The sequence below is a fragment of the Mesorhizobium sp. LSJC280B00 genome (assembly GCF_000502835.1).
Classification (GTDB): domain Bacteria; phylum Pseudomonadota; class Alphaproteobacteria; order Rhizobiales; family Rhizobiaceae; genus Mesorhizobium.
This window is the reverse complement of sequence record NZ_AYVL01000031.1, coordinates 1-24,643: the sequence shown is the minus strand read 5'-3', so window position 1 is coordinate 24,643 and position 24,643 is coordinate 1. Positions and strand designations below refer to the sequence as shown.

The 24,643-nt window shown below is 59.7% G+C and carries 14 protein-coding genes and 1 pseudogene; 3 read left to right on the top strand and 12 right to left on the bottom strand.

What is annotated here, in order from left to right; genetic code table 11:
• Positions 1-61: 61 nt before the first annotated feature.
• The 4 genes and pseudogenes from nifK to X773_RS68435 all read right to left on the bottom strand — a co-directional run bounded on the left by nifK (position 62) and on the right by X773_RS68435 (position 8,709).
• Complete coding sequence (gene nifK, locus X773_RS68450; RefSeq protein WP_023679729.1) at positions 62-1,603, bottom strand: nitrogenase molybdenum-iron protein subunit beta; 1,542 nt, start codon at positions 1,601-1,603, stop codon at positions 62-64.
• 126 nt (positions 1,604-1,729) lie between these two features.
• The gene (gene nifD, locus X773_RS68445; RefSeq protein ID WP_023679728.1) at positions 1,730-3,232 is read right to left on the bottom strand and encodes a nitrogenase molybdenum-iron protein alpha chain; all 1,503 of its coding nucleotides are present in this window, start codon (positions 3,230-3,232) and stop codon (positions 1,730-1,732) included.
• Positions 3,233-3,330: 98 nt separating this feature from the next.
• Positions 3,331-4,298, bottom strand: a pseudogene (locus X773_RS68440) (nitrogenase iron protein).
• A gap of 394 nt (positions 4,299-4,692) precedes the next feature.
• Entirely contained in the window at positions 4,693-8,709 is a 4,017-nt protein-coding gene (locus tag X773_RS68435) for a hypothetical protein (RefSeq protein WP_023679725.1), read from the bottom strand.
• A 755-nt stretch (positions 8,710-9,464) separates the two neighbouring features.
• Between X773_RS68435 and X773_RS68430 the strand changes: the two genes are divergently transcribed.
• Together X773_RS68430 and X773_RS68425 are read left to right on the top strand one after the other, a co-directional pair.
• Positions 9,465-10,883, top strand: a complete 1,419-nt coding sequence (locus tag X773_RS68430; RefSeq protein WP_023679724.1) for a hypothetical protein — start codon at positions 9,465-9,467, stop codon at positions 10,881-10,883.
• A complete protein-coding gene (locus X773_RS68425; protein ID WP_156937450.1) occupies positions 10,867-11,397 on the top strand; it encodes a hypothetical protein in 531 nt (176 codons plus the stop codon). The genes X773_RS68430 and X773_RS68425 overlap by 17 nt, the downstream gene beginning before the upstream one ends.
• A gap of 602 nt (positions 11,398-11,999) precedes the next feature.
• Here the strand turns inward: X773_RS68425 and X773_RS68420 are convergent.
• The 3 genes from X773_RS68420 to X773_RS68410 all read right to left on the bottom strand — a co-directional run bounded on the left by X773_RS68420 (position 12,000) and on the right by X773_RS68410 (position 14,980).
• Entirely contained in the window at positions 12,000-13,337 is a 1,338-nt protein-coding gene (locus X773_RS68420; protein ID WP_031212683.1) for a hypothetical protein, read from the bottom strand.
• Positions 13,338-13,532: 195 nt separating this feature from the next.
• Complete coding sequence (locus tag X773_RS68415; RefSeq protein ID WP_023679720.1) at positions 13,533-13,877, bottom strand: hypothetical protein; 345 nt, start codon at positions 13,875-13,877, stop codon at positions 13,533-13,535.
• Positions 13,874-14,980 (bottom strand): IS5 family transposase, encoded by a 1,107-nt coding sequence (locus X773_RS68410; RefSeq protein WP_023679719.1) that lies wholly within the window; start codon positions 14,978-14,980, stop codon positions 13,874-13,876. The genes X773_RS68415 and X773_RS68410 overlap by 4 nt, the downstream gene beginning before the upstream one ends.
• Before the next feature lie 81 nt (positions 14,981-15,061).
• On the opposite strand from X773_RS68410, the gene X773_RS68405 reads away from it, so the two are divergent.
• Positions 15,062-18,781, top strand: coding sequence for an SIR2 family protein (locus tag X773_RS68405; RefSeq protein WP_023679718.1), 3,720 nt, complete (start codon positions 15,062-15,064; stop codon positions 18,779-18,781).
• 110 nt (positions 18,782-18,891) lie between these two features.
• On the opposite strand, the gene X773_RS73900 is transcribed toward X773_RS68405, so the two are convergent.
• The 5 genes from X773_RS73900 to X773_RS68385 form a co-directional block, all read right to left on the bottom strand.
• Complete coding sequence (locus X773_RS73900) at positions 18,892-20,352, bottom strand: nucleotidyl transferase AbiEii/AbiGii toxin family protein (RefSeq protein WP_023679717.1); 1,461 nt, start codon at positions 20,350-20,352, stop codon at positions 18,892-18,894.
• Positions 20,349-21,164: a type IV toxin-antitoxin system AbiEi family antitoxin domain-containing protein gene (locus X773_RS68400; protein WP_023679716.1), complete on the bottom strand. Its 816-nt coding sequence runs from the start codon at positions 21,162-21,164 to the stop codon at positions 20,349-20,351. Before X773_RS68400 ends, X773_RS73900 begins: the two co-directional genes overlap by 4 nt.
• A 489-nt stretch (positions 21,165-21,653) precedes the next feature.
• Complete coding sequence (locus tag X773_RS78510; RefSeq protein WP_023679714.1) at positions 21,654-22,232, bottom strand: hypothetical protein; 579 nt, start codon at positions 22,230-22,232, stop codon at positions 21,654-21,656.
• Positions 22,229-22,912, bottom strand: coding sequence for an integrase arm-type DNA-binding domain-containing protein (locus X773_RS78505; protein ID WP_245274821.1), 684 nt, complete (start codon positions 22,910-22,912; stop codon positions 22,229-22,231). The genes X773_RS78510 and X773_RS78505 overlap by 4 nt, the downstream gene beginning before the upstream one ends.
• Positions 22,913-24,280: 1,368 nt before the next feature.
• The coding region (locus X773_RS68385) for an alpha-hydroxy-acid oxidizing protein (protein ID WP_023679712.1) at positions 24,281-24,643 on the bottom strand (363 nt) is incomplete at its 5' end.

Below are 24,643 nucleotides of genomic sequence, written 5' to 3'. Positions count from 1 at the left end.
CGTCGGTCTCCAAAGTCCCTTGGGAAGACGACCGGCCTCACCGAAGCGCCGGCCGCCAGCCTTAGCGGGTGAGGTCATACGAATAGTCCGTCACGCCCGTCTCGCTTGTCTCGCGATCGAGCTTGTCGAAGATCTTGTCGAGGATCGTCGTCAGGACGCGCAACCCGCCTTGGTAGCCCATAAGCGCAAACCGATGGTGATGGTGGCGGTCGAAGATCGGAAACGTCAGCCGGATCAGCGGCGTGCCGGTGTCGCGCTCCAGATACTTGCCATAGGAGTTGCCGATCAGCAGGTCCACCGGCTCGGTGAAGAGCAGCGAGCGCATCGCCCAGAGGTCCTTGCCCGCCCAGACTTGAGCACCCTTGCCGAAGGGCGATGATGCAAGCAGTTCGTTCAACTCCGCTTCCCATGCCGAGGTGCCGTTGGTGGCGAGGCAATGGGTCGGCTCGCCGCCCGTCTCCATAATGAAGCGGGCCATGGCGTAGACAAAGTCCGGATCGCCGTAGATGGCGTATTTCTTACCGTGCAGCCAGGATTGGCTGTCCGCCATCGCGTCAACAAGTCGGCCGCGCTCCAGGCGGATTGCCTCGGGGATTTCCTTGCCGGAAATCGCGGAGACCTCCATCAGGAAGTCGTCGGTCGCCTGGACTCCGAGCGGGTAATGGAACGAGGCAGTCGCCTGCCCTACCCCCTCGCAATACTCCAGTGTTTTTCGGGTATTGTAATGCTGTAGCGAAAGTGTCGCCTCGGCGTTGAGTGCCTTCCTCACGTCTTCGATCTTCGTGCCGCCGTCATACATGCGGTATTCGCCGTCCGACGGCGTGTCGAACTGATCAGAGGCGTCTTGGATGAAGGTATAGGACACGCCTATCAGATGGAGCAGGCGCTTAAGTTCCCGGTTGTTGCCAACGCAAAAGCCGTCGAAACCCGGAATGATGTTGATGATTCCCTCGGCTTCCGTTCGCTCCTCGCCTTTCCAGAAGTGCTCCAAAATGCCCTTGATCGTTACGTCATAGCCGTCGACATGGCTACCGACGAAGGCGGGCGTGTGGGCGAAGGGCACGTCGAAGTCGCGCGGGACCGAGCCTTCGTCCTTGGCGTTCTCGATGAAGCTATGCAGGTCGTCGCCAATGACCTCTGCCATACAAGTGGTCGAGACGGCGATCATCTTCGGGTCGTAGAGTTGGTACGTGTTGGCGAGCCCGTCGACCATGTTCTTCAGACCACCGAACACTGCCGCGTCCTCGGTCATCGAAGAGGAAACTGCCGAAGCAGGCTCCTTGAAATGGCGCGACAGGTGCGAGCGGTAATAGGCCACGCAGCCCTGGCTGCCGTGGACGAAGGACATGGTTCGCTCGAAGCCTGCGGCCGCGAACACCGCGCCGAGCGGCTGGCAGGCCTTGGCGGGGTTCACGACAAGCGCTTCGCGAGCAAGGTTCTTTTCGCGGTATTCCCACGTCTTGGTGAATTCGCGTTGGTCGGTAACGACCTGGTCCGGGTGCGGACATTCGAAATTCAGCCTCTTCTCGGCGAGCATCTGCCTGTATTCCGGCTCGCGGAACAGGGGCGCGTGGTCGAGAACTTTTTCAGCCGACTGCGGCATGGGTGGTTACCTCTTTCCATCTGGCCCGCCATACGGCGGCACAGGGACGTCGAAACGTTTCAGGTCTCCCGCGGACAAAGGGCCACAGGCGTTCAACGGCCTCCCGGCTTCCGGGAGGCCAGGTTTTCATTCGGCTGCGATCGCCGCCGACGGCTCGGCTTTTTTCTTCCAGGGGGCGTCGTAGAGGTTCCAGACCGGGTTGTTGATGGCGAGATCCATGTCGCGGGCGAAGATGGCGAAGCCGTCGTAGCCGTGATACGGGCCGGAATAATCCCAGGAATGCATTTGACGGAACGGTATGCCCATCTTCTGGACCGGGTACTTTTCTTTGATGCCGGAGCCAACGAGATCAGGACGGATCCCCTCGATGAACTTCTCCAGCTCGTAACCAGTCACGTCGTCATAGATCAGCGTGCCCTTCTTCACGTAATGGCCGGTACGCTGATAGTCATCATTATGGCCAAATTCGTACCCAGTGCCGACGATCACCATGCCCAGGTCCTCATATGCCGTGACGACGTGACGGGGGCGCAGCCCGCCGACATAGAGCATCACCGTCCTGCCTTCGAGGCGCGGCCGGTACTTGGCGATGACGGCATCGACCAACGGCCGGTATTTGGCGATGACCGCCTCGGCCTTGGCCTCGATTTCCGGCCCGAAATGCTTGGCTATCTTGCGCAGAGAGGCTTCGGTCTGGGAGGGGCCGAAGAAATTGTACTCCATCCAGTCGATGCCATACTTTTCCTCCATATGCCGGCAGATGTAGTTCATCGACCTGTAGCAATGGATGAGATTGAGCTTGGCCTTCGGCGCGCGCTCTATTTCGGCCAGCGTAGCGTCGCCCGACCAGTTGCCGACCACGCGCAGGCCCATCTCCTCGAGCAGGATGCGCGAAGCCCAGGCGTCGCCGCCGATATTGTAGTCGCCGATCACATTGACATCGTGCGGGCTGGCCTCGAACTCGACGTCCTTCTTCTCGAACACCCAGTCGCGGATCGCGTCGTTGGCGATGTGGTGGCCGAGTGATTGCGAGACGCCGCGGAAGCCCTCGCAGCGCACCGGCACGATCGTCTTTTCGTGCTCCTTGGCCTTGTTGCGGGACACCGCTTCGGTGTCGTCGCCAATCAGGCCGATCGGACATTCGGATTGCACGCTCATGCCCTTGTTCAGCGGAAACAGTTCCTCGATCTCGTCGATGATCCGTTCCAGCTTCTTGTCGCCACCAAAAACAATGTCCTTCTCCTGGAAATCGGAGGTGAACTGCATCGTGACGAACGTGTCGATGCCGGTCGTGCCGACGTAGTAGTTGCGGCGTTGCGACCAGGAATATTGCCCGCAGCCGACCGGGCCGTGCGAGATATGGACCATATCCTTGACTGGACCCCACACCACGCCTTTCGAGCCGGCATAGGCGCAGCCGCGAATCGTCATCACGCCGGGGATGGACTTGATGTTCGATTTGACCTCGCATTCGGAAAGGACCTCGCTTTCATTGCCAGCCTCGTCGCCGCTCTTTGCGACGCTGAGGTGCTTTTTGCGGCGCTTCGCCGCCTTGTCAGGATATTGCGACAGCACCTCCTCGATAAGCTTCGCATGGAGGGCGCCGTCATTCTCGTATTCCAGGCTCATGGGACCCCTTTCAAGGTTCAGGGTGACGCCTCACCGACGAGGCGCCGTTCTTTGAAAGGCGCGCCAGGTCAGGCCGCGCCCCCAGTCAGTAGCGGTCGTTACTGTGCGGCCGCCTTCGCCGCTTCCTTGACCTGAAGCTCGGCAAGCATCTGCTCATCCGTCTTCATGATGCCGAAGTCGAGCAGCATGTCCTCGAGCTCCTCCATGGTGATCGGGGTGGGGATGGTGCCCTGGCCCGAATTGGCATGGATCTTCTCGGCCAGCGCCCGGTATTCCCCGGCCTGCTTGGAGTCCGGCGCATACTGGATGACAGACATCTTCCTGAGTTCGGCGTGCTGGACGATGTTGTCGCGCGGCACGAAGTGGATGAGCTTGGAATTGAGCCTGGAAGCCAGCGCTTCGGCGAGGTCGAGCTCGCGGTCGGTTTGGCGCTCGTTGCAGATCAGGCCGCCGAGCCGCACGCCGCCCGAATGGGCGTATTTCAGGATGCCCTTGGCGATGTTGTTGGCCGCATAGAGCGCCATCATCTCGCCGGACATGACGATATAGATTTCCTGGGCCTTGTTCTCGCGGATCGGCATCGCGAAACCGCCGCACACCACATCCCCGAGCACGTCGTAGGAGACATAGTCGACATCGTCGTAGGCACCGTTCTCCTCGAGGAAGTTGATCGAGGTGATCACACCGCGGCCGGCGCAGCCGACACCCGGCTCAGGGCCGCCCGACTCCACGCATTTGATGCCTTTGTAGCCGACCTTGAGCACGTCCGCGAGTNGACACCCGGCTCAGGGCCGCCCGACTCCACGCATTTGATGCCTTTGTAGCCGACCTTGAGCACGTCCGCGAGTTCCAGGTCTTCCACCGAACCTTCCTCTGCCGCGAGGTGCAGGACCGTATCCTGCGCCTTCGCGTTCAGGATCAGGCGGGTGGAGTCGGCTTTCGGGTCGCAGCCGACGATGAGGATTCTCTGCCCGAGGTCGACAAGGGCGGCGAGCGTATTTTGGGAGGTGGTGGACTTGCCGATGCCGCCCTTGCCGTAAAAGGCGATCTGACGCAAACCTGACATGTAGCTTTCCTTCCTTCGTTCCATTCATCGCGGCTGCCGCGACATGAATGCCGGTCGGGCAGCTGTCGCCGCCTCGCACCCAAGGATCTCAAGACTCGTGCCAACTTGGCTGATCGAACCGAAGAATAATTTCGTGGTTGCTTTTCAGGGATTTAGCTCGAGGCCAAAGAAAGGATCGTCGGAACAAGCCGTGTAGCGGACCCGACAATGGCGACACAAAGCGTCGGATCGCGATCCTCAGTCACCGCACTCGTTCGAACCGCATCGTTGTGTTGAGGTGGGCGAACAGCATCTCGACCCTCTAGCGTTAATTGCGGCACCGTGATGGAGCCGGAGGACGAGGCTGACAGCAGCAACACCGCCTGCAGAATTGCAGTGGAGTTCATCGCAGCGTTCACTTCGGCGAGGTTCCGGCGATCTTCTCCAGCGTAGACCGCGCCTGTGGAATGAACCGTGTCGCCACTGCGGGTGCGAGCGTGAGAAGCAGTTCGGCGGCGGACGCGATCGTTCGCTCGGGTCGCGCAAGCACAGCCTCGACCGGCGGCACCGTGGTCGCCGGAAACGAAAGGCGGAAGCGGCCGTTGCTGACCAGATAGGCGCACCCACCGAAAATCCACGCCACGAGCGGCTCTTCAACACCGAGACGGAGCCGCGAGGCATTGACATGGAACAGTAGCCATGCGCTTGCCCAGCAGAATTCGGCGGGGCGCGCCGTTAGGTCCTCGCGCAGCAGCCAGATCGTGTTGGCGGCGCCATCTCGATCGGTCGCGATTATCGTAAGGTCGCCACGCATGCGGCGAAGCAAGGAATGAAGTGCTCCGATCTCGGACGAGGCCAATCCCTCATGAACAACTGCGTCGATCGCGTCGAACGCGCCGGCGAGCGCCGCGGCCGTGGCGAAGCTCAACAGATAGTCTTCAGCCGCACGGCGCAGGTCCTCATCGGCGTCTTCACGAATCGTCGCCAACGGTATCGTGCCGCGTCTGGGGTTCTTGAGCGCAGCGTCGGTTTCGAGCCACTCACCGGAGGCGACCATTTCGGCGACCGAGGCATGGCGCCGCACTCGCTGGACGAAATCGGTAGGATCGTGGGTTGCGATAGTCCTTCGATCCTCGGCGATGGCCGCTGAAAGCTCCGACGAGACGATCGGGCCCTCTACGAGATAGTCACGAAAATCGCGATAGAAGCCGGTGGGTGCCGCGAGTGCTTCGTCCGCATCGGCGAGTAGGTAGAAGGCGACGTCGAGGGCGACGACTGGATGTTCGCGGATAGCTTCAAGCGGCTCGGTGTTGCTGGCGCAGCCAGGCGAATAGATCACTTCTTCCTGAGCGCCGGCCTTGGTCCCCGTGATTTCGCGGTAAAGCCAGAGCAGGCCATGGCGCACGACACGGTGGCAATGGGCTTCGGCTAGCGTACCCTCCGGGTCGATGCCAGGCAGGGCCGACAGGGCGTCGCGCATCTTGACGATCGCGATTTCAGGCCGGCCCGCGCAATAAGCGGCATGGGCGGTATCGGCGAGCAGCCCGATCGCCATCGCGCGCACCGAAGGCATCTTGTCGAGCGTCGAAGCCTCCCCCTGAGCACGTTCGAACCATTGCTGGGCGGCTGCCCAGTCGCCGAGCGTCGCGGCGCTTATGCCAGCCTCGCGAGCGATATAGGCCCGTTCGATAGTGTCCTGGCCGCCGGCTTCTGCAGCCGCTGTCAGCAGCGGGAGCGCCGCGGCATGATCGCGCCTGAGCCAATGGATCTTGGCCCGGGCGCGCGAAATTGCGATGTCGAAGCCGAATTTGCCCTCGGCTTGCGCGAGGCAGGCAAGTGCCCGTTCGGCATCGTCGCCATTCTCGTCGAGGCAAATGGCCCGCGCTATCGCGCAGCGCGTCGCGAGCATGGCATTGCCCCAACTGATCGCGAGGTCTGCGCAGGCGGCATAATCGCGGGCAGCGGCCTCCCAATCAAACGTGTGGGTTCGCGATTCCTTGAGCCAGCCATGGTTGACGAGGATCGAAATATCGCCTCGCCCAGGCTGGAAGGATGAGAGGACCCGGTCGCGCGTCGCGGGCTCTTCATTATCAAGTCGCTCCAGGATTTCCTTGAACCGAGCGACCGTTCGGACGTTGCCAAGTTGCGCCCCAAACAACACGCCGCTCACATGCGGATCGCCGGCAACGGACTTGAAGTTGCTGTTGGCCGTGGCGAGTTGGGGCGAGATCCCAAGCAGCCGGTCGAACCGAAGTAGTATCTCCAACCAATCGGAAAAGAGCTCGCCGGTGCGCGGATGAAGTAGGAGCTTGGAAAGCGTGAAGCCCTCGATGAGTTCCGGTCCCGTCACATGAAAACGCTCGCGTTCGAAGGCGTCCCAGGCAGCCCGAGCATTCCCGGGAGTGCCATAAGGAAGAAGGACGAGCAACTGGGCCAATCGCAGCATCGCCGACGCTGCGAGGTCTTGCGGGAAGATCGGCGTGTCGGTTGCGAAGGCCATAAGCTCGCCCAGGAAGGGAGCGAGAAAATCCAGCACCTCGACCGGGCAGGTGATCACACTATGCGCGAAGGCGAAGACGAAGCCACCCTCCTCGCTCCTGAGCGCGTGATGCATCGCTGCGGGCGCATCAAGTACGGAGATGCTCCTGGCCCGGAACATCGCGTCGGCAATGCGGCGATGAACGGCGCGGCATTCTGCGGAGGTGAGCACATCCTCAGCGGCATCTTCGAGCAATGGCGAAACCCGCAGTCGCTTTGTCCGATAGGGCTCGATCCAAGGACCAACGAGTTGGTCGAGCAGAAGGCCGGGAAGCGGTACGATCGGTTCCAGCCCCGCGATCTCTAGGGCAAGGCCGCGGTCGAACCCACCGCGGATCAGGCTAGCGCGCAGCAGCAGCGTCTGTGCGTCGGTCGGAAACGCCGCGATCAGGCGTTGTCGCGCTGCGCGCCGTTCCGCGCCCAGTTCGTCGGGGATCTGCCCGCCCAGGACCGCGCCAATCGATGCCCTTGACCAATTTGCTGACTTGAGATGGAGCAGCGCCGCCATGGTGAGCTGAGGATGGCCGCGTGCCGCAGCGCGATAGACCGCACCGGCGTAGTTGGTATCGCCGCCGGCCAACGCGACGAGTTCGGTAACTTCCTCCTCCGCCAGATACGCGACCTCGACTGCTGAGGGCGCCTCGGGTGCCAGTTGGTAATGGGTAGCCTTGGTCGGTGCGCGATAGCTTGTGATTACCGCAGTACAATCACGTCGCCGAAGGCTGGTGACGACGCGCAGCAGCGCATCACGTACGGCAGGATCGTCGATCTCGTTCACGTCATCCAGAATAAGGTGCGTTGCGGACGTGGCAGCCAGTTCCCCCCGCAGAAGCGACAACCGTGCGGCGGTCTCGGCGGGAGATAAGTTGCGGAAGTCGACGATCGACCACCGCCCTTCACAGCAGTCTGCCACGACGCGCGCGGCGAGCGACTTGCCCAATCCCGTCGCGCCGCTCGCGATCGCAACCCCTGCTGTGCGGCGTGCGGTGTCGAGCGCGGCGACTAAGTCTATTCGCGGAGCCCGGATCGCGGGAAGAGGTAAGTCGCTCGCCGGTACCAGCAAGGCCGGTCGCGTGAAGGTCGCGCCTGTACCGCCGCCCTGGAGCGCCGCCGATAGTTGCTGCAGAGGAACTGCAACAATGGCTGTCTCGTCGATTAGCACGAGGAGATCGGCACGACGCAATTGTCGCGCATTGCCAGTAACCGCCGTCATCAGCAGGCGCTCGACAACCGCCGGCAAAACAGCCCTCCCCGTATGGCTTGAGAGCCGTCTTGCGGATGCAACATATTCGATAAGCCCAGCCTCAAGCTCGTCGCGCATGCCCGCAATGCCCGGTGCGCCACAATCCCAGTGTATGCGCCGGAGGAAATCGCTCCGGAACGCATGGTCGTCCGTCAGTGCTTCGAGATGGGCTTTCGTGGACGGCTCCAGATCGAGCGCTGCCACCAGCGTGCGTAAGGGCCCGACATCGGCTCCCGCCGCGGCCCGGCGCCAATAATGAAGTGCGGCACCTCCTGCGATGCGATGCGCCTTGCTTCGCTCCACGCCGATTTCGGACGTGGTCAGATAGTGGAACGAAACAGCGCGCTTGGGATTGCGGTGCACGAGATCGAAGAAGGAATCGATTGCGGCGCGAACACCTGCCGACTGGAGGGTGATGTTCGCGCTTCCGCCCGTGTCTTTGACTTGGGTTCCTGCGAGCGCGTCACGTGTTGCGACTGCATAGTCTTCGGCCACTTCGAGGTGGAGGATCTCGCCGTCTCCCAAACCCAGCCAGGCCAAGCCTGATGCGTAGAGCTGATAGCCATAACCGCGCAGCGCAGCGGTTGCCTGGCGCGCGACATCACCCTTTGGTGCATCGAGGCTTGGTCCTGACCCGAAAACGCTCGTCAATAAAGCTCCTCCAGCACGGCACACCCCCGGCTCACGCTCGGTCGTCATAAATGCTCGCAAACGCTGTGCTCAGACCTGGATCGCGAGTCTCCCTGAATCGTACAACGGAGAGACGACGTTGCGCTACGAGGAAAGCTTTCCACCTAACCGCAGTCGCTCACCTGGTTTTTCGCGCACTCGAATACCTGTTGAAAAAGACCGCAAGCCGGCTGACGGCCTAGTGCCAACATTTCTCCTTCTCGGCCCAACACCCATGCCACCGGTAGGCCTCGGGCGATGCGGGCACCGCAAGCCATCACAGCGCGAGAACCAGCCACCGCCGTTCATCGCTAAGCCTTTTAGCGATGAACGGCCGCGCCTGGCACGCCGGGTCTGGCGAATCGCTAGATCAAATGCAAACTCGCGACTATGGTGTGAACCAATCCCGCAATGTGCAAAACAGGGTTCGAACACAAGACCTTACATACTCTGCGGACATTAGGCCGAAGGGCCACAATGTGCGATCTGCTTCAAAACTTTTAAAAGAAACAGCCGACAAACCGACGCGCCATGCGCGCTTTATCCTTCCATCTTAATCGATTGTGTTTGGCAATAATTTTTATTCATCGTCGTTCCTCCTTACGGCTACGATAACATACGAATCTATTCTCTGTGCTACGATTCCGCTTTTGAACGTCGAGTTCCGATGCGCCGTGCAATCTTCCGCGCTCTGCGACGGGGTTAGTCGGCTGCATTGGTGCAGCGCTCGAACCGTCGTGGCGCTCGTCGAGACGGTTTTGCATTTGCTGGCAAAGGAAGCGTTTCGCAGCAATCCGAAGCTGATCCTGCCAGAGCGGCTTGGGCTCGATAACAAACGCCTGGTGATGAAGCCCAGCCTGGAGGTCGAAACCGAATTTCTTCGGCTCAAGTACAACGATTCCAAGACCATCATTCCCGACCTGTATGTTCGCGCGCTCGGCTATAACCTGTTCGTCGAGGTCGCCGTCACCCATTTCGCGGACAGCGCCAAAATCCAGCGCCTCAGGGAACACAAGATCCCCGCCGTCGAAATCGATCTGTCCAAGCCTCCGCGTGACTCGCTAAGGGTTGCCATCAACGAGGCGGTGCTGAAAACCGCAACGCGTCGGTGGCTCTATCATCCAGGCATCGAAGCTGCGCGGGCCAAGCAAGACGCAGATGAGCTCAAATGGCAGCAAGAACGGGGCAGGCGCGAGGCTGCCGCGACAGCCAAATACCGAAGCTGGGTTGAGCAAACAGCGGCAGCATACAGACAGGCACTGGCGAACCCGGTCGGCCGTGACTTCGTCGTCCCACGCGAGGTCGAGCTTCAAGCGATCGGTCTTGCAAAGTTTGTCGGCCGCGACGTCCCGGGCTTCGCCTGTTTTTCCGAACCGCCGGCGGTATGGCAAGCCATCATCCTGGCCGAGGTCTTTCATGATCGCTGCCTCGGCAACGCTCAGTGCAAAGCCGTGCCGATCGTCAACCATTTGGAAAAACGCCGGCTGATCCAAAAGGCCTTTCTGCGTGTGTCTGGCGAGGTGGCAGACGATGTCACCGCGATCGATGCCCGCTTCGCCCCGGCTTGGAAGGCAGTCGACAATTATCTGAAATATTTGCTCGGTGAGGGTGTCCTTATCCCGCAAGGCTTCGGTTTCATACTCGCCCCGGCGTTCGCTAAACCATGGAACGAGAGGACCCTGGCAGCAAACCAAAGAACCACTTTGATTCAGGAAACCGTGCAGCGGGTAGGGTGGATACTTGGCGAGCTTCCCGAAGACGAACGCGCCGGCACAACGGTCGAGCAGTGGCTGCAATCGATCCACCAGGAATCCGGTTTGACGTATGACAGGGCACTTCGGTCGGAGGTCGAGGCGCCCAAGATCATCGGCGAAATCGAAACCATTGTGCAGATGCTGGAAGGAAACGGTCCTCTTTTCTATGGGAGCGCAGGGCTGCCTATCGGCAATGCGATTTCCCGCCGCAAAGCCAAGATGGAAGAACAGGCCGAAGTGCGCCGCCAACGGCAGCTGCTGGAAGCAAGTCGCCTTCGTCACTCGCGGCGGAGCGTCCTCGATGGGAACCTCCTGTTTCGTAACCTGCCGTACTTCATGAAGATCGAAAGGCGACCCACGCGTAGATGCCTACGAGGGCATGCATGTGGACGCGCCGAATAACGACGTAACCATCACTAACGTAACGACCGGGCAGAAGATTGTTGGCCGCTTCGCCTACCACAACGAGCTGAAACGGCCGGAGCTTATTTTCTGCTTTTGCCTCTCTATGGCTTATGATGACGGTTTGCGAAAATTCGGGGGAGCGTGCATAGAAATTACCGATGAGCAGGCATTGCGCGACCGCATCGCTGGCGCCTTATTGCGCCGAAGCCGTTACCGGCTCGATCGACCATTGTTGCGAGCCGACCGGATCACCTACTACCGAACTGATGCCGCCGTGGCCGAAGGGGTCGATATCAAGAACCCGACACACCTTCCTTTTTTGAAGCGCGATACCTACGCTGCGGAGCAGGAATACAGATATGTCTTTGCAAAGCGGGGAGGTTACGAGCTCAATCAGGTCATCGTGAACAGGCATCATGAGCGCAACGCCGACATTGGCAAATTGGAGGCTGACGAGATTACGGTTCGCATCGGCTCCATCCGAGATATTGCAAAGGTGAGGGCCGCCTGAGCTATCATTTGCATAGACTTGAACCTCTCACGCGCAGCTACGGCTTTCATCACCACCCGGATGGGAGTTTGTGGTCTGCACAATCCCTTCGCCGTGCCCTGCGATCTCAAGTGCGAGATGCCGCGACGTCTAGTTGAGGCCGGCGAGCCATTTCTAAAAAAAGGCCCCGTGACAGAGGGGCCTCTGAATTATGTCCAGCGTCGCAGACAAACCGTGGCATAGCGTAGACGAGATCAGCATAGGAAATGCCCTTCGTGATGGCCCCTTAAAGGCCTCATGAAAATCTACGCATACTGCCTCAACATCGAACAGGGCATTGCCCTAGGAAATCCGCCAGATGCCCTGCGGGTCAAATGCGAAAAACGGTCTACCATCCTTGGGTGGCTCTTCGGTAGGAACCCGTCGAGGTTCAGATATTGGGGTGGACTGTTCACCAAATCAGTATCGGCTTCGCTGACACATGGTGCCTCGCTTCGGCGCCGCGTGGCTCGTCAGCAGTTCGAGGTAGGCCGCAACCTGCAACGTGTGGATCTCGAGTGCAGCCACTGTGGCGTTACGCATTCCTCAACCTGATAGTGCTGACTCGGGCCTTAATTTTTACGCTAAATGCTCGCCTTCCCTGACCGTCGGACTGGCAGGGAGTTGCTCGCCTCGACTGGCTTGAAGAGTCTGATGGGCGTCATCTCGGAATATCGAACGCTGAATGGACCGAAATTCCGCATGATCCGGCGCCATTCGTCAGTTAACTCAGACGGCGTAAAGATCAGACTCGGCTCAAATTTGCCGTGTGTGTCAATTCGAAAACCGTCACGGCCGTATTCGGCCAACTTGTATTGGTTCCCGATAAAATGAATGGCTTTGATCTTGTCTGCCAATGTCTTGTTCATGAACAGAGCAATCATGCTGTCGTCAATGTCAGAAAGACGGAGATAGGGACCGAAGCGAAAGCTACCGCCACCATACCCAAACTCAGCACGCAAAAAGCGCACGTTCTCCATCCCGACTGACGTGAATGTGCGGACGCTGATGCCCTCTCCGTCATCGTCCCCTTCGTCTGCGGGAGCGTTCTGTTTCGAGTCATCTCCCGACGTCGTAATGCGTTGCTCCCACTTGGCTCCCATCATCCCGTGGAAGATGCCCGCGGGCATGGCCTCGACGTCCGCCAAAGATTTTGCGCTCGCTCTATCAGCGCGATCCGACGTTCCAAACATCACCATAAAGAGCCCATCTCTCGGTTCGGCGAGACTCATACTCACGAAAAACCGGAAGTGGCCGATTTCATTGCCATTGTATTCGCGGTCCAGCTCTAAGAGAACGAGGAACTGCTCAAGGGGAGCATTCATCTCATGCAGAAATTGCATTCGGTTCAGCGATCTCTTTATTTCGCTAAATCCGTCAACAATCACACTTTGGATATCGTCGCCCCATCGCGCGAAGAATGTCGCCTGTTCTGCGTCAGACATTGGGATGCCGAGTGACTGAAATCGGATCGCCATTCCGTCGGCACCGTCAAGAACCAAGCGAATTCTTTCCCGATCGAAGATTTCGCAATAGGCCAACCCGCTTTTCGTGGCTTTCTCAACCAGGGCATTCTTTTCGCCGGCTGTAAGATTCACGTTTGTGAAGAAGACAAAGGCCTTGATTTCAGGATCGGCTGCGGTCGCACTCGCCAAATCCGCCGAGAATTTTTTATGGGCTTTCTTCTTGTGATCCGTTGAATCGCTAGCTTGATTGACAAACCCGATAGCACCATAAGTTTTCTGTTCCCCATTCAAGACAGCTTCGATGTCTCGACCGCCATCAGGTCCGCCCCGAGGGTGACGTGGTCGAACATTCGTGAACCGCTTGTCCAAAGCAAGGACGGCAGTGCACATACGTTCCCTTTGCAACTGGTTTGTGTCCAGATAGCTTTTCAATCGTTCATCAGTTCCGAACGTCATGGGACCAGTTTCTTTGATAACAATGAAAGAGCGAGATCCATTTTTTCCTTCTAAACTGTTGCTTGTCAGCGAGTCTGATCGACCGGTGTCGCTCGACTCAAATTACTGGCAAGAATTTCGTTTAGAAGCTATCCCAGTCCGGGGAAACAGCGGTGCTCCATTCCTGCGGAATGCGGTTACGCCAGGGGATGGGATCTAGCAGGCTGTTGAAGAAGTCTGGCGTACTGCCTTGAGGATGGCTTCGTCGCCGTTGTGGTAGGCGAATGTGATCTCGATCGAGCCGTCGTCGAGCAATTCGGCATGGCCATCGCCTGTGACGTCGTCCATCTCGTCACATCCGCCCCATGTGAAGTGAACTATCGAGAGGCCATAGCTCAGATCGAGGCCGGCTTGCAGGGCGCCAAAGGCGATCTCGCCGTTGTTGTCGGGTCCGATGGTGATGGTTGCGGGTCCACCGAGGTTCAGGTAACCGCGATCCCACAGATCGGCTTCGATGATCCGCCAGCGGCCGATCAGTTGGCAGCCCGCGGGCGCGGTCATTTCGGCGCCGCCAAGAGCTTGGGCAGCCGCACCAGATTGTAGGCGGCGGCCGCGAAGGTGAAGGCCCACCCAACGCGGTCGCGGCCGCGCAACTTGGTCTTCTCCTGTCCGGCGACGGTCTTGATCCAGCCGAACGCCTCTTCGATGCGCTTTCTGATGCGCTGGCTGACGGCATAGCCACCGTGACGCGTGGTCCGGCGATCGATCGCGGAACGGCGGCCGTTCGTGTTCTGCGCCACGTGCGGCGTCACCTTCATCGAGCGCAACTCGTTGATGAAGTCCTCCGCGTCATAGGCCTTGTCGGCGCCGAGCGTGATCGCCTGCGGCCGGTCGGCGCGAGGTTCGATCATATGCAGGGCCGCCACTCGCTCGGCATGCCCGTCGGCCAGCGTCAGACAGGCATCGACCAGCAGGCCATGGCGGTTCTCCATCAGCCCATGTCCCATGAAGCACAACCTAGCCTCCTTGCCCCGCCCTTTGCGGTAGAGCCTGGCGTCGGGGTCGGTGGTCGAGGCGTGCGTCTCGTTCGATCGCCTCTCGCCGTGGAAGTCCGCTTCCGCGTTACGCCCGCCGTCCTGAGCCGGCGGCTCGCCTGAGTCATCTTCGCCCGAACCGCCCTTCGGCTTGACGCTCTTCATCGACGCCCAGGCCTCGATCAGCGTTCCGTCGACCGAGAAGTGATCCGTGGAAAGGAGCTTCTTCACCTTGGGCTGCGCCAGGACTGCACTTAGAAACTTCGCTGCGACGTTGCCCTCAAGCAGCCGGTCACGGTTTTTGGAGAACACCGAATGGTCCCAGGCTGCGTCGTCGACACCGATGCCGACGAACCAGCGGAACAAAAGATCGTATTCCAGCCGCTCCATCAAAAGCCGCTCCGAGCGGATCGAATAGAACGCCTGCAGCAGCATCGCCCTGAGCAGCTTTTCCGGCGGGATCGACGGCCGACCGATCGGTGAATACAGCGCCGCAAACTCCCGCCCCAGCGCCGAAAGGGCCTCGTTCACAATCGCCCGAATGCGGCGCAACGGATGATCGCGTCGCACCCGCGCCTCAAGGTCCACGTAGCTGAACAGTTCGCCTGTCTGTTCGTCTCCGCCTCGCATGCATCCGTCTCCGAATCCCTTCGGAGACAATGAATCATCGTTGCAAACCGATGACGAGTACCTTTTTCAACAGCCTGCTAGATGATGAATTCCTTTTCGGATGCACCGCATGTCGCGCGGATCGCCGAAGCCCTTTGGGCGCGAGAGCCGGTGGGATCTGCTGCCTTACTGGTTGGCGCCGGATTCAGCCGCAACGCAACTCCGGTGCGAGCCTCTGGTGGCACGATGCCAGACTGGAACGACATCTACGGAACAATGGTAAACCAGCTTTACCCGGCAAACTCCGGCCAGGCGACAGACCAAAACCAACAACGAGAACGGCTGTTGAAACAGAGTGGCGCGACCAGCGCCTATCTGCGGGTGGCAGAAGAATTCGAGGCACAATTCGGACGCAATGCGCTCGACAAATTGATATTGGCAAATGTCCCCGACCGCCAGTTCACACCGGGTAAACTGCACGAAATGCTCGTCCAGCTCCCGTGGGCCGATATCATGACGACCAACTGGGACACGCTGCTTGAACGAGCGGCTGAAAGCGCAGAAGAGCGGGTCTATGACATCCTGCGGACCGTCGAGGAGATTCCGGAGGCGCGGGCACCGAGGGTCATCAAGCTGCACGGCAGTTTCCCGTCGCATCGCCCATTTGTCTTCACGGAAGAGGATTTCCGGACCTATCCGGCGCGATTTGGGGCTTTCGTCAACCTCGCGCAGCAGCTCGCGATGGAGAATACACTGGTTCTGCTGGGATTCTCGGGCGACGACCCGAACTTCCTGTTCTGGTCTGGCTGGGTGCGCGATCGGCTAGGGCCGAAGGCCCCGCTTATCTATCTGGTGGGCGCGCTTGGATTAAGCGCACCGAAACGCAAGATGCTCGAAAGCCGGCGCATCCAGCCAATCGATCTCGCGACACTTGAGATGTTCGAGACCTGGCCGAAGAGCCAGCAGATGGAGAATGCCCATCGGTGGTTCCTTGAATGCTTGCGTGCGGCTGAACCGTATCGAGCGAAGCGCTGGCCGCGACCAGCTGCAGGTTTTGTACCCCCGCTCGTGCATGTGAGCCCGGTTCCCGATTCAAGATCACCGATGCCGGATCCGCGGTGGAGTGACATCAACACACCTGTGCAAATGGTTCGCGAGTTGGTCTTACAGTGGCGGCAGAACCGTACCATATACCCCGGCTGGATTGTGCCTCCCTTCGATACGAGCCAGTTGCTCTGGCGACGTCTATCGATGCGTCTCGACGATATCATTAGCGGATTGCGTGCCCTCGACGAGGACGAGCGGCTCGATGCATTATTCGAGCTCAACTGGCAACAGGAGGCGGCGCTCGTTCCGCTGGCATTGACCGTCGATGATGTAGTTCTGGAACTTCTGGACGCTCTGATCGGTCGTTACGAACAACTACCCCCCGAACCGGCAAGACAATTTCGAGCCCTTGCGCTGGCGATCTTGCGCCACGCGCGCGAAGAGAACGATGCCGGCCTTCACAAGCGCTGGTCGGATTGGCTGGCGCCCAGGCTCGCGGAGGATACGGAAGGGCTCGAGCGCCTGACCTATGACAGCTGCCTGCGCCTGCGCGCAGATTTTGATATCGACGGGCTCGAGGCAGCGCTCAAGAAGTGGAATGTCCAGGGCGACAGCTTTTGGCTGTTGCGCAAGGCGGCCTTGCTCGCGGATCTTGGGCGGGACGAGGAAGCGTCGCTGTTGTCGGTGCAGGCGCTCAACGCGATCCGCGAGCAAACTCAGCGGGGTGTGACGGACATCGCCTCCTGGTCACGTGAAAGTTTCGCGCTGCTGTTTCGCAGTTCCGTGCTGTTCGGCGCGCTTGGCGATTGGCATGAGAACGGGCCCGTGCGCGACCGGTTCGATATGCGCCAGGAGGAACTCCAAGCGCGTGGCTGCCCGGGTCGCAGCGACTTCTTCAACTTAATGGACCGCCTCGCTCAGCCGGCGCCACCGCTCAAGCAGGAGCGAGAAAGCACGCGGCGATTTGATCTGGGCTCGATATATCGAACCTTCAATTTTGGACCACTAGATCCACGCATTGACCGGCTTCTTGCTTATCAGGCTCTCCGTTTCCAGGAAGAGGGAGGCCTGCCGCTTCGCATTGGACATGCAGCGGTCGCCAGGCAAGTCGTGTTCGAAGCTGCGCGCTGGCTGATGGATGTCGCACCAACAAGGGCGATCGATGCTTTTCTTCTGGCCTCACCTGGATCCACGAGCAAGCAGTTTGACGCGCTTTTTTCCCGTTCGATGGTCGCCAGGGTCAACGCGGGCGAGGCGGACCGTCTAATCGATCGCGTTCTCCGCCTGATCGATGCGGCGAAGAAGCGTGTCGATGCGGGAAAAACTGAGCAGCGCTTTTGGATGGAACGGCTCAAATCCGCGCTCGAAATCGCTTCGCGCGTGGTCCTGCGCACGCCGCATCGCGCTCCAAAGTTGCTGGAGATCGGACTTGCCCTACATGCTGATCCCCGATTTCCCCGTAGCATCGATATAGGCGATCAGCTGCGCCAGATGGTGAGCCGCTGCTTTGAGGCTGCGGAGATCCCCGCGCACGATGCGATGCTGCTCGCAATCTTTGAGCATCCGATCACCAGGAACCCCGGCAATTTCGCCCATGGCGTTCGCGATCCGGAGGAGAATCTCCCGAGCGACGTCAAGATGGGGAAACCCGATCCGAAATGGCGGAAGATCGTCTCAGATACACTCGCGGCGTTGCGTCAGGCCGATACACGGCTCCCGGCCTCGTCGCGGACGGCATGGCTGTTCAATGCCAAGCTGCTCAACGGAAAAGACTTACAGGTATTTGGCGAAGCATTGTGGGATCCAGCTTATGTTGAAGACGGCCTGCCCAGCGGGACTGTCTTCTACCCCGGTGCCTTCCTCTCATTTCCAAAGCCGGCCAGCGCGGATGCGCAAGGAGCCTTGTGTGCCAAGTTTCTTTCCGACGCTCCGCTCACGGATGCAGATCTCAAGAGCGGTGCGTTGGCAAACCTGCTCAGAGAGAATCAGTTTCTGATCGACGAGGCTCATCTCGTTGCGCTGATCGAGCGTCTTCACGTTTATATTGCAAATCATGCTGCCGTATCGGCGAGACCAGACCTGTTCAGCAGTAATGATCGCAACTTAGCGCAGGAATGCGGGCGGATCGTAGCGAACCTCGCGATGCGAGCAAAATCAAGCCCCGCTGCGACCAAGAAATTGCGGTCCCTGGCGATACTCGATCGATATCCGCTTCGTCTGGAAGCTGCCTACCCCTGGCTCCTCGATCTGGGCATTGTGACGGTGGATGCTGCCACGAAGGGGCTGCGAGCGTTGATCGGAAGTGGCGATGAGACCGATGTGCTGGTTCTCTCGGCCCTGCTGGATCAGATTTACTGGTCGAAAGGCTGCGAGGCCGACCTTGAAGCGGCGCTCTGGCCCGAGATCGCGCAGGTGGTAGCGGTGCGAGCGCCTTCACCATTAATGTGGGCCCTTCGGTTCTTGGCATGCTCAATGCGCACGGACCCGGCGCGGGTGCCAGCCAAAATCGATGACGTATTGAGCATCGGCCTCGCACTGATCCTCGAAGAAACCGAGATGACCGGCCCGGCCGAGCAACTGCGCTACGACCCATTCCTCGCGCGGCACTTCGGCGCCATTTTGGTCAGCGCGATGGACCGGAACAAGCGCGGGGACCCGGCCATGCGCGCCGCCTGGTCAAAGGCGATTGAAAGCGATCCCTTGCCCGATACGCGCCGCGGCCGGGCAAACGCGTTTCGTGAATACAAGGCTGGAGGCGATGCGAACGAGGATTGATGCAGAGCGTGGCACAGCATTGGCTTCATCGATCAGCATCACCAGCCAGCGACCATCGCCGCACTTCTTAATCACCTCTTGACACAGACCCCCGTGGTCGTTTCCGTTAACTAGTATTTCGTTGTCACACACGTACCAAACGTGCCGTAGCATTCGTAACCTGTCCGATTGTTCTTGTGCTTGTTCAAAGTCGCATCGTAGCTCTTCTTGCTGAACGTCTTTCCACAGACGGAGCACCTGAAGACGTAGGTTGGGCCATTTGCCGCGGTGAAACTCGAGCTTCGGGTCGATCTAAGAGCGGGCAAACGCCGAACAACTGGCGTGCGGCGCACCTCGAAAGTTGCTCCTGGGCCCGAACTCGCGGTCAGTGAAATGCTTTGAAGGCCTGATGGCGTAAGTTCAATGGGGTAGCGCGGTGCGAATGGCGTCTGGGTGGCTTTGACCCCGAGAATGCTATCGACCAGATAACTGCGCGGCTGCCCGTCGTCTGCGCGCACCGCCATGAGCAGCACGTCTCCTGCCTGCGAGCGGCGGAGGGAGTAAGCTTCGATCGCGCGCGTGGAGCGGTTGCCTTGCTTGTCCCGGTAATCAATTTCCACGAGGAGCCGGTTAGCCGCAGCGAAGCGGATCATCTCAACGAAGGTTTGGCCTCGGCCGCCCGCAGTCAAACCGATGATTCGTTCACGGATGAGCGTGTCACCAGTGCGGATAGGCATCGCCGCGAGTGGTTGCGTGACGGCGCCTTCGAGCCAGGCGAAAATTTCTGGGAGCGACTCCCAGAAGGTCGCGACCGGCAGGAGCGCCGGGAGCTGGTGCTGCAGCATGTGGATCCAGCCCGTTTCAAGATCCCTGCGGTGCGGCTCAAGGTCAGCTATGCGCGGAATGTCGATGCCCTTGAATTCACATTTGGCGCGCAGGACTTCCATGAAGCGCTGCGGGTCAGGGCGTGCCTCGGCATTTCGGTAGAGGTGCACGACGTCATAAAGGTCGCGTGGGCGTGTCCGCTCTGCGAGCGCGCGGAATTTTTCGGCGAAGGCTTCCACGTAGTCATAGGCCAAGACCTCGATTCCATTTTCTGGACCGTCGCTGTACGGGTGGAATATCTGCGCACGGACAGGCGGTAGAACGACACGTTCGTCAGCCGTCAGGTCGAGTTTGATGCGCGGAAGCGCGTGGGTTGATGAGACAGGCCCCTTATAGCTGATCTTTCCCTGACACGAGATTTGCCCACGGGGATTCTGATAGATCTCGAACTCTTGCTTGTCGGCTGGAATCTCGATGCCTGTTTGTTCGTAAAGCCATTCACTGATTTCAGAAAACGTGCTCCCCAAAAAGTCGGCGTCGAGTTGGTCGGGTTTGATAAGCGTGAAATCGAGGTCTTCGGAAAAGCGATAGGTCTCGAAGAAACATTTCTTCAGGCACGTGCCGCCCTTGAACACCCAATTCTCCGCGAGATCCTCGTGCCGGTAGATGCCGGCGAGCATCCATCCGAGGACGTAGTCCTTCTCAACGACATGTGGCGTGAGGGATGTCTGCTGGGCGATGGCGAGGATTTCGCGCTTCTCGATCATGTCGTTCCCTCGCGAGCCCAGCGCGGGGGCACGCGCAGTCGCCACTTTGTCACAACGTGCGGCCCATCCTGGGCGGGGTCGAGCTTGGCGTGGCCGCCGCTGAGATGGTGTTCGCAAAGGCGCGCGAGCGCCGCCCCTTCGGGGGAGCGTTCCGCCAGAAAGCCCAGGCGCTTGAAAACGGCGCCATTGGCGAGACGCACCGCGTACTCGATGAGCTTCTCATCGTCGCGGTCACTGCGGCGTAGGTAGGCAGCGAGGCAATCGGCCAGGTGCTGGATTCCGCCGCCGATCGCTGGGTCATCCAACATATCGATGATCGTGCGGTGCACGTCCGACACGGGCACACGCGTCTGATGGCGCCAGACGCTCTTCGTGCCAAAGAGCTTCCGCTCATCGATGTGCTTCAACGAAAAAAGCGTGCCGTGTCTCTCTTGGCGCTTCTGCCGCACCGCCTGTGCGGTCATCACGAGAATGTCCTTGAAGAGTTGTTCGGTGAGGTCCCAATGCTCGGCCGCCGTGCGACCCCCGATATAGGCTGGCGCGAAGAGCGCGGGGACGAGCACCCATGGATCATCAAGGACGCGATCCGACCCCAACGTATCAATTGACGCCGCGACATAGGCGCCGCGGCCCACGCGGCTCAGCCATCCCTGCTCCACCCAGCGCGACAATCGCTGGGCGGCGGCGGTACGGTCGAGTTGGAGAGCAGCCACTACGTCATCGACGTGAATGACGTCGCCCGCCGCGGACAGCACACGGACAAGTTGCGAACGACCCTGGGGAAGGTGGGCGGCATTTTTCTCCATCTGCATTACTTAGCAAAAAAGGCGAATTTTTGCAACTAGAGCAACGAAGTTGCCATTGCTGTATCACTCCAATTTCGCGATAAGTGCGAAGTAGAGCGAATGGATCAATAGGCAAAAGCACCAGCGGCCTATCCGTTCTTCGATGCCGACGAGGTCGAGCTTGCCGTGATTTACGCCGAGGCAACGCTGCGCGAGCCGCCCACGATAGAGCGACGAGCCCCCCAAGGGTGCGGTCATCGTCGCCGATAGGCACGTCTCTTGCCGCACCCGACGGGATTCAAACTTGTGACCTCTGCCTTCGGAGTGCCTGGCCACCTCGAATGCCTCGGACGGGCGCCTGCTTGACGTCACTGAAACTCAGCCCCTCACGGGATCAAATGTCGAAGAGTAGGCGGCAGCGCGTAGACCTCCTCGAGTTTGGCGGCGCCGATCGCCTGCCGTGTTGCGCCTGCCCGAGCCAGGATCGAAGGGCGCCGTGTTTTGCGATCAGATCACCTAGCGCGTCAAACATCGTATTGCTGATCGCCTGTTGCTGGGCGCGAAGGTGATCTTCGAGCAGCTTGTCGCGGCAAATATAGCCGGCATTGACGCCGGGAATGGCATGTTCATCAAGAGGCGGGCATCAAACTCCGTGACGCCGGCTGGCGTCGCAAGAGTTCTGAACGTCTGCCGCAGATCATTGCCCCACTTTGCCAGAACTTTGCGATCCTCCTTCTGCTCGGCCAAATGCCCGCTGTCGCTAGCTGCTGGGAACAACCAGTTGTCGGCCTCAAACGGGTATAAAGGGCGCGCAAACCGGATTACCCGCGTCAGACAGAGGATCATCTGCCGCGATAGCGGAATGTCGAAGGCGCGGTCGGTACCGCCCTTGGGCCGCGGGATGTGCAACACGCGGCGCCGAGGATCGAGATTATGGGGTTTGGTCTCTATCAACGCCGTTGGCCGGCATCCCGAAAGCAGCGAGAACAAATGGAATTCGCGCCGTATTGGATTTGGCAGCGCGGCGACTTGCCGGAACCAGTGGGTTAGATCCTCCAGCCCCGTCGAGGTGTTCCGACGCCCCTCCGAGTTCAATCGACTACGCTCGCGGGATTATCGGCCGGGAGATAGCGGTGCGCTTTGCGCGCATGATTATAGATAGCCCGCAGCGTCCGCATGGCGCCATTGGCGATATAGGGACCATGCTCCGTGGTAATCTCATCGTGCCGCGAGATGACCTTGCTGGGATTGTCAGCCAATTCCTGCAAGGGCGTGTCGAGCCAATCTCTAAAAGTCGTTCGACGTGGTCCCGATAGCCTTCTATGGTACCTTCGCTTCGGCCCTTCCGAATGAGGTGGGCGTCCCGATACCGTTCCCAAGCTTCCTTTAGAGTTACGCGACGGTGCGCGGCGGCCAGACCGGCAGGCTGTGTCCGATCCCCATTTGCCGGCGAGGCTTCGCCTGCTTGCTGGTCGGCCTCGGCAGGCTTTGGATTGGGGTGCTCGCCCCTTCGAGATCTGCGCAACATACGTCTTGGCAGTTGCGCGCGCCTCGCGTGTAGACATCGTCGCCGCGTTACCGATCCGTACTGAGATTGTGGCGATGCGCTTGCCACCTTCGCGCAGGTCGCCCTGAACGGCGAATACTTTCCTCCGCCTTCCGACCACAACATGGAAGCCTTTGAGCTGGGCGTCGCGGGCGCGATACTGTTCCGAACTAGGCGACTCGAGGTCGCTGATCGCCTTGTCGTTGAGGAGGATACGAATGTCGGCCATGGCCTAGTTCTGCGAGTCTGGGGGTACACCGGCCGAAAATCTAGCCGGTTTTCGGCCGGTTTTAGACTCGCACATAGTTAGATGGTGCGTCTACGCAAAGTACGAAGTATCGCTTAAGTGGCTGTGGAATCATACAAATTGTGTACTGTAGCGAAAAGACGGATGCACCAGGAAAGCATCAAGATAAACTATGAATCTGCGGGTCAGGAATTCGAATCTCTTCGGGTGCGCGCAATGTCACCTATGTCTCGGGTTGCTCAAAGGCCCTCAAATTCATAACCTGAAGGTCACAGTTCAAATCCTGTCCCCGCAATAATGCCATAACCTTCCTGATTAACCGGGGCTGTTTTTGCGTTCCGCGTCTAAGGTTCGAGATGACTAGTTGTGCCCGATTTGCCCCTTCCCCACCACCAACTGCTCCAACATGCGATGGCGAAAATCAAAGGGTTCCGCGCATTTCGCATCAGGGCGTCCCAAGTCTGCCGATTGATTGATGAATAGTGCGGGTCGTGCTCCGGGTGCGTGTGCCACTCGCCGACGAAGCTTTCAGTTCCGCCGCTCAACGTCCAGGCAGCCATGGCCGCCACCTGATGGCCCGCGTCACGGCGGTTGAACAAGGTCCGTCTTAACTTCCGCCGGCAGCGGGGCGGTACAGTCCACGATCTCGATGTGCGGACCACGATACGAGCCGATCGGGGCTTTCGGTCGATGACGTTCGACGGGAAGCAGGCATTTCATGTTGCTAATTCCAGCCCATCGGCATTGCGGCCTTGGCCCAATCTAGAGCCATCTCGCAGGCAAGGGCAGCTGCGGAAGCAGACCTACTGACTGGGAATCTCATCCAGCGAGCAACTCAACAGTTTTATGATCTGTTCGCGTATCATATATAAATATAATGATACGCAAAGAGATCAATCTTCCTCCCTGCCTTTAGCGCCGCGCGACGGTGGACGCGGTCCGAAACTAACGCCCAATCAGCGCTCTGAAATCATCGGCATATTAAATCAAGGCCGTCCGGCAGCTGAAATCGCTCGTCTCTTCGCGTTCATAGGGCCGACCGCGCTGACTCGGGGTCAATGTGGATCGCTACTCCTTCATTGCAATGGATTTGCACCATCTACTCCCTGCCGGTCTCCCGGCGCACCTTGTTCCGACCCCTTCAAGGGCTCAGCTCGGTCGGTGTGACCGATCAGCCCGATCAAAGCGATCGACTTAGGCGTCAAATGCGGCTTCACTCTCGGCTGTCCAGTCGGCATGGTGGGGCGCTTCCCTCATCAATTCCGCGACCAGCGCGAATCGCCCCGCATCCGCGACTTTCTGCCTAAGTAAGACTAGGCGCCCGCCGCCACGTGCGGGCGACGCCCGACATCAACCGGCGGGCAGATGCGCCGAGGGCAACAAGCGCGCCTGACGCAACGCCGCCAGATCAGCCGAGCCGGTGCAGAAGCAGGCGACGGTCAACTGGCGGATGACGATTTCGAAATGCGCGACAACCGCCTCGGTGGATACCGTAGCCGCGCGCAGCACGCCGGCCGCCTGCCCGGCGATGTCCGCGCCCAGGCGGATGGCCTTGGCCACGTCGACGCCGTCGCGGATCCCGCCCGACGCGATCAGCTTCACCGTTGGCAGCGCCCGACGTACCCCCTGCACGCTGGCCGGGGTCGGAGTCCCCCAATCGGCGAACGCCATCGCCACTGAACGGTCGGCGGCATCGCGGGCGCGCTCGCCCTC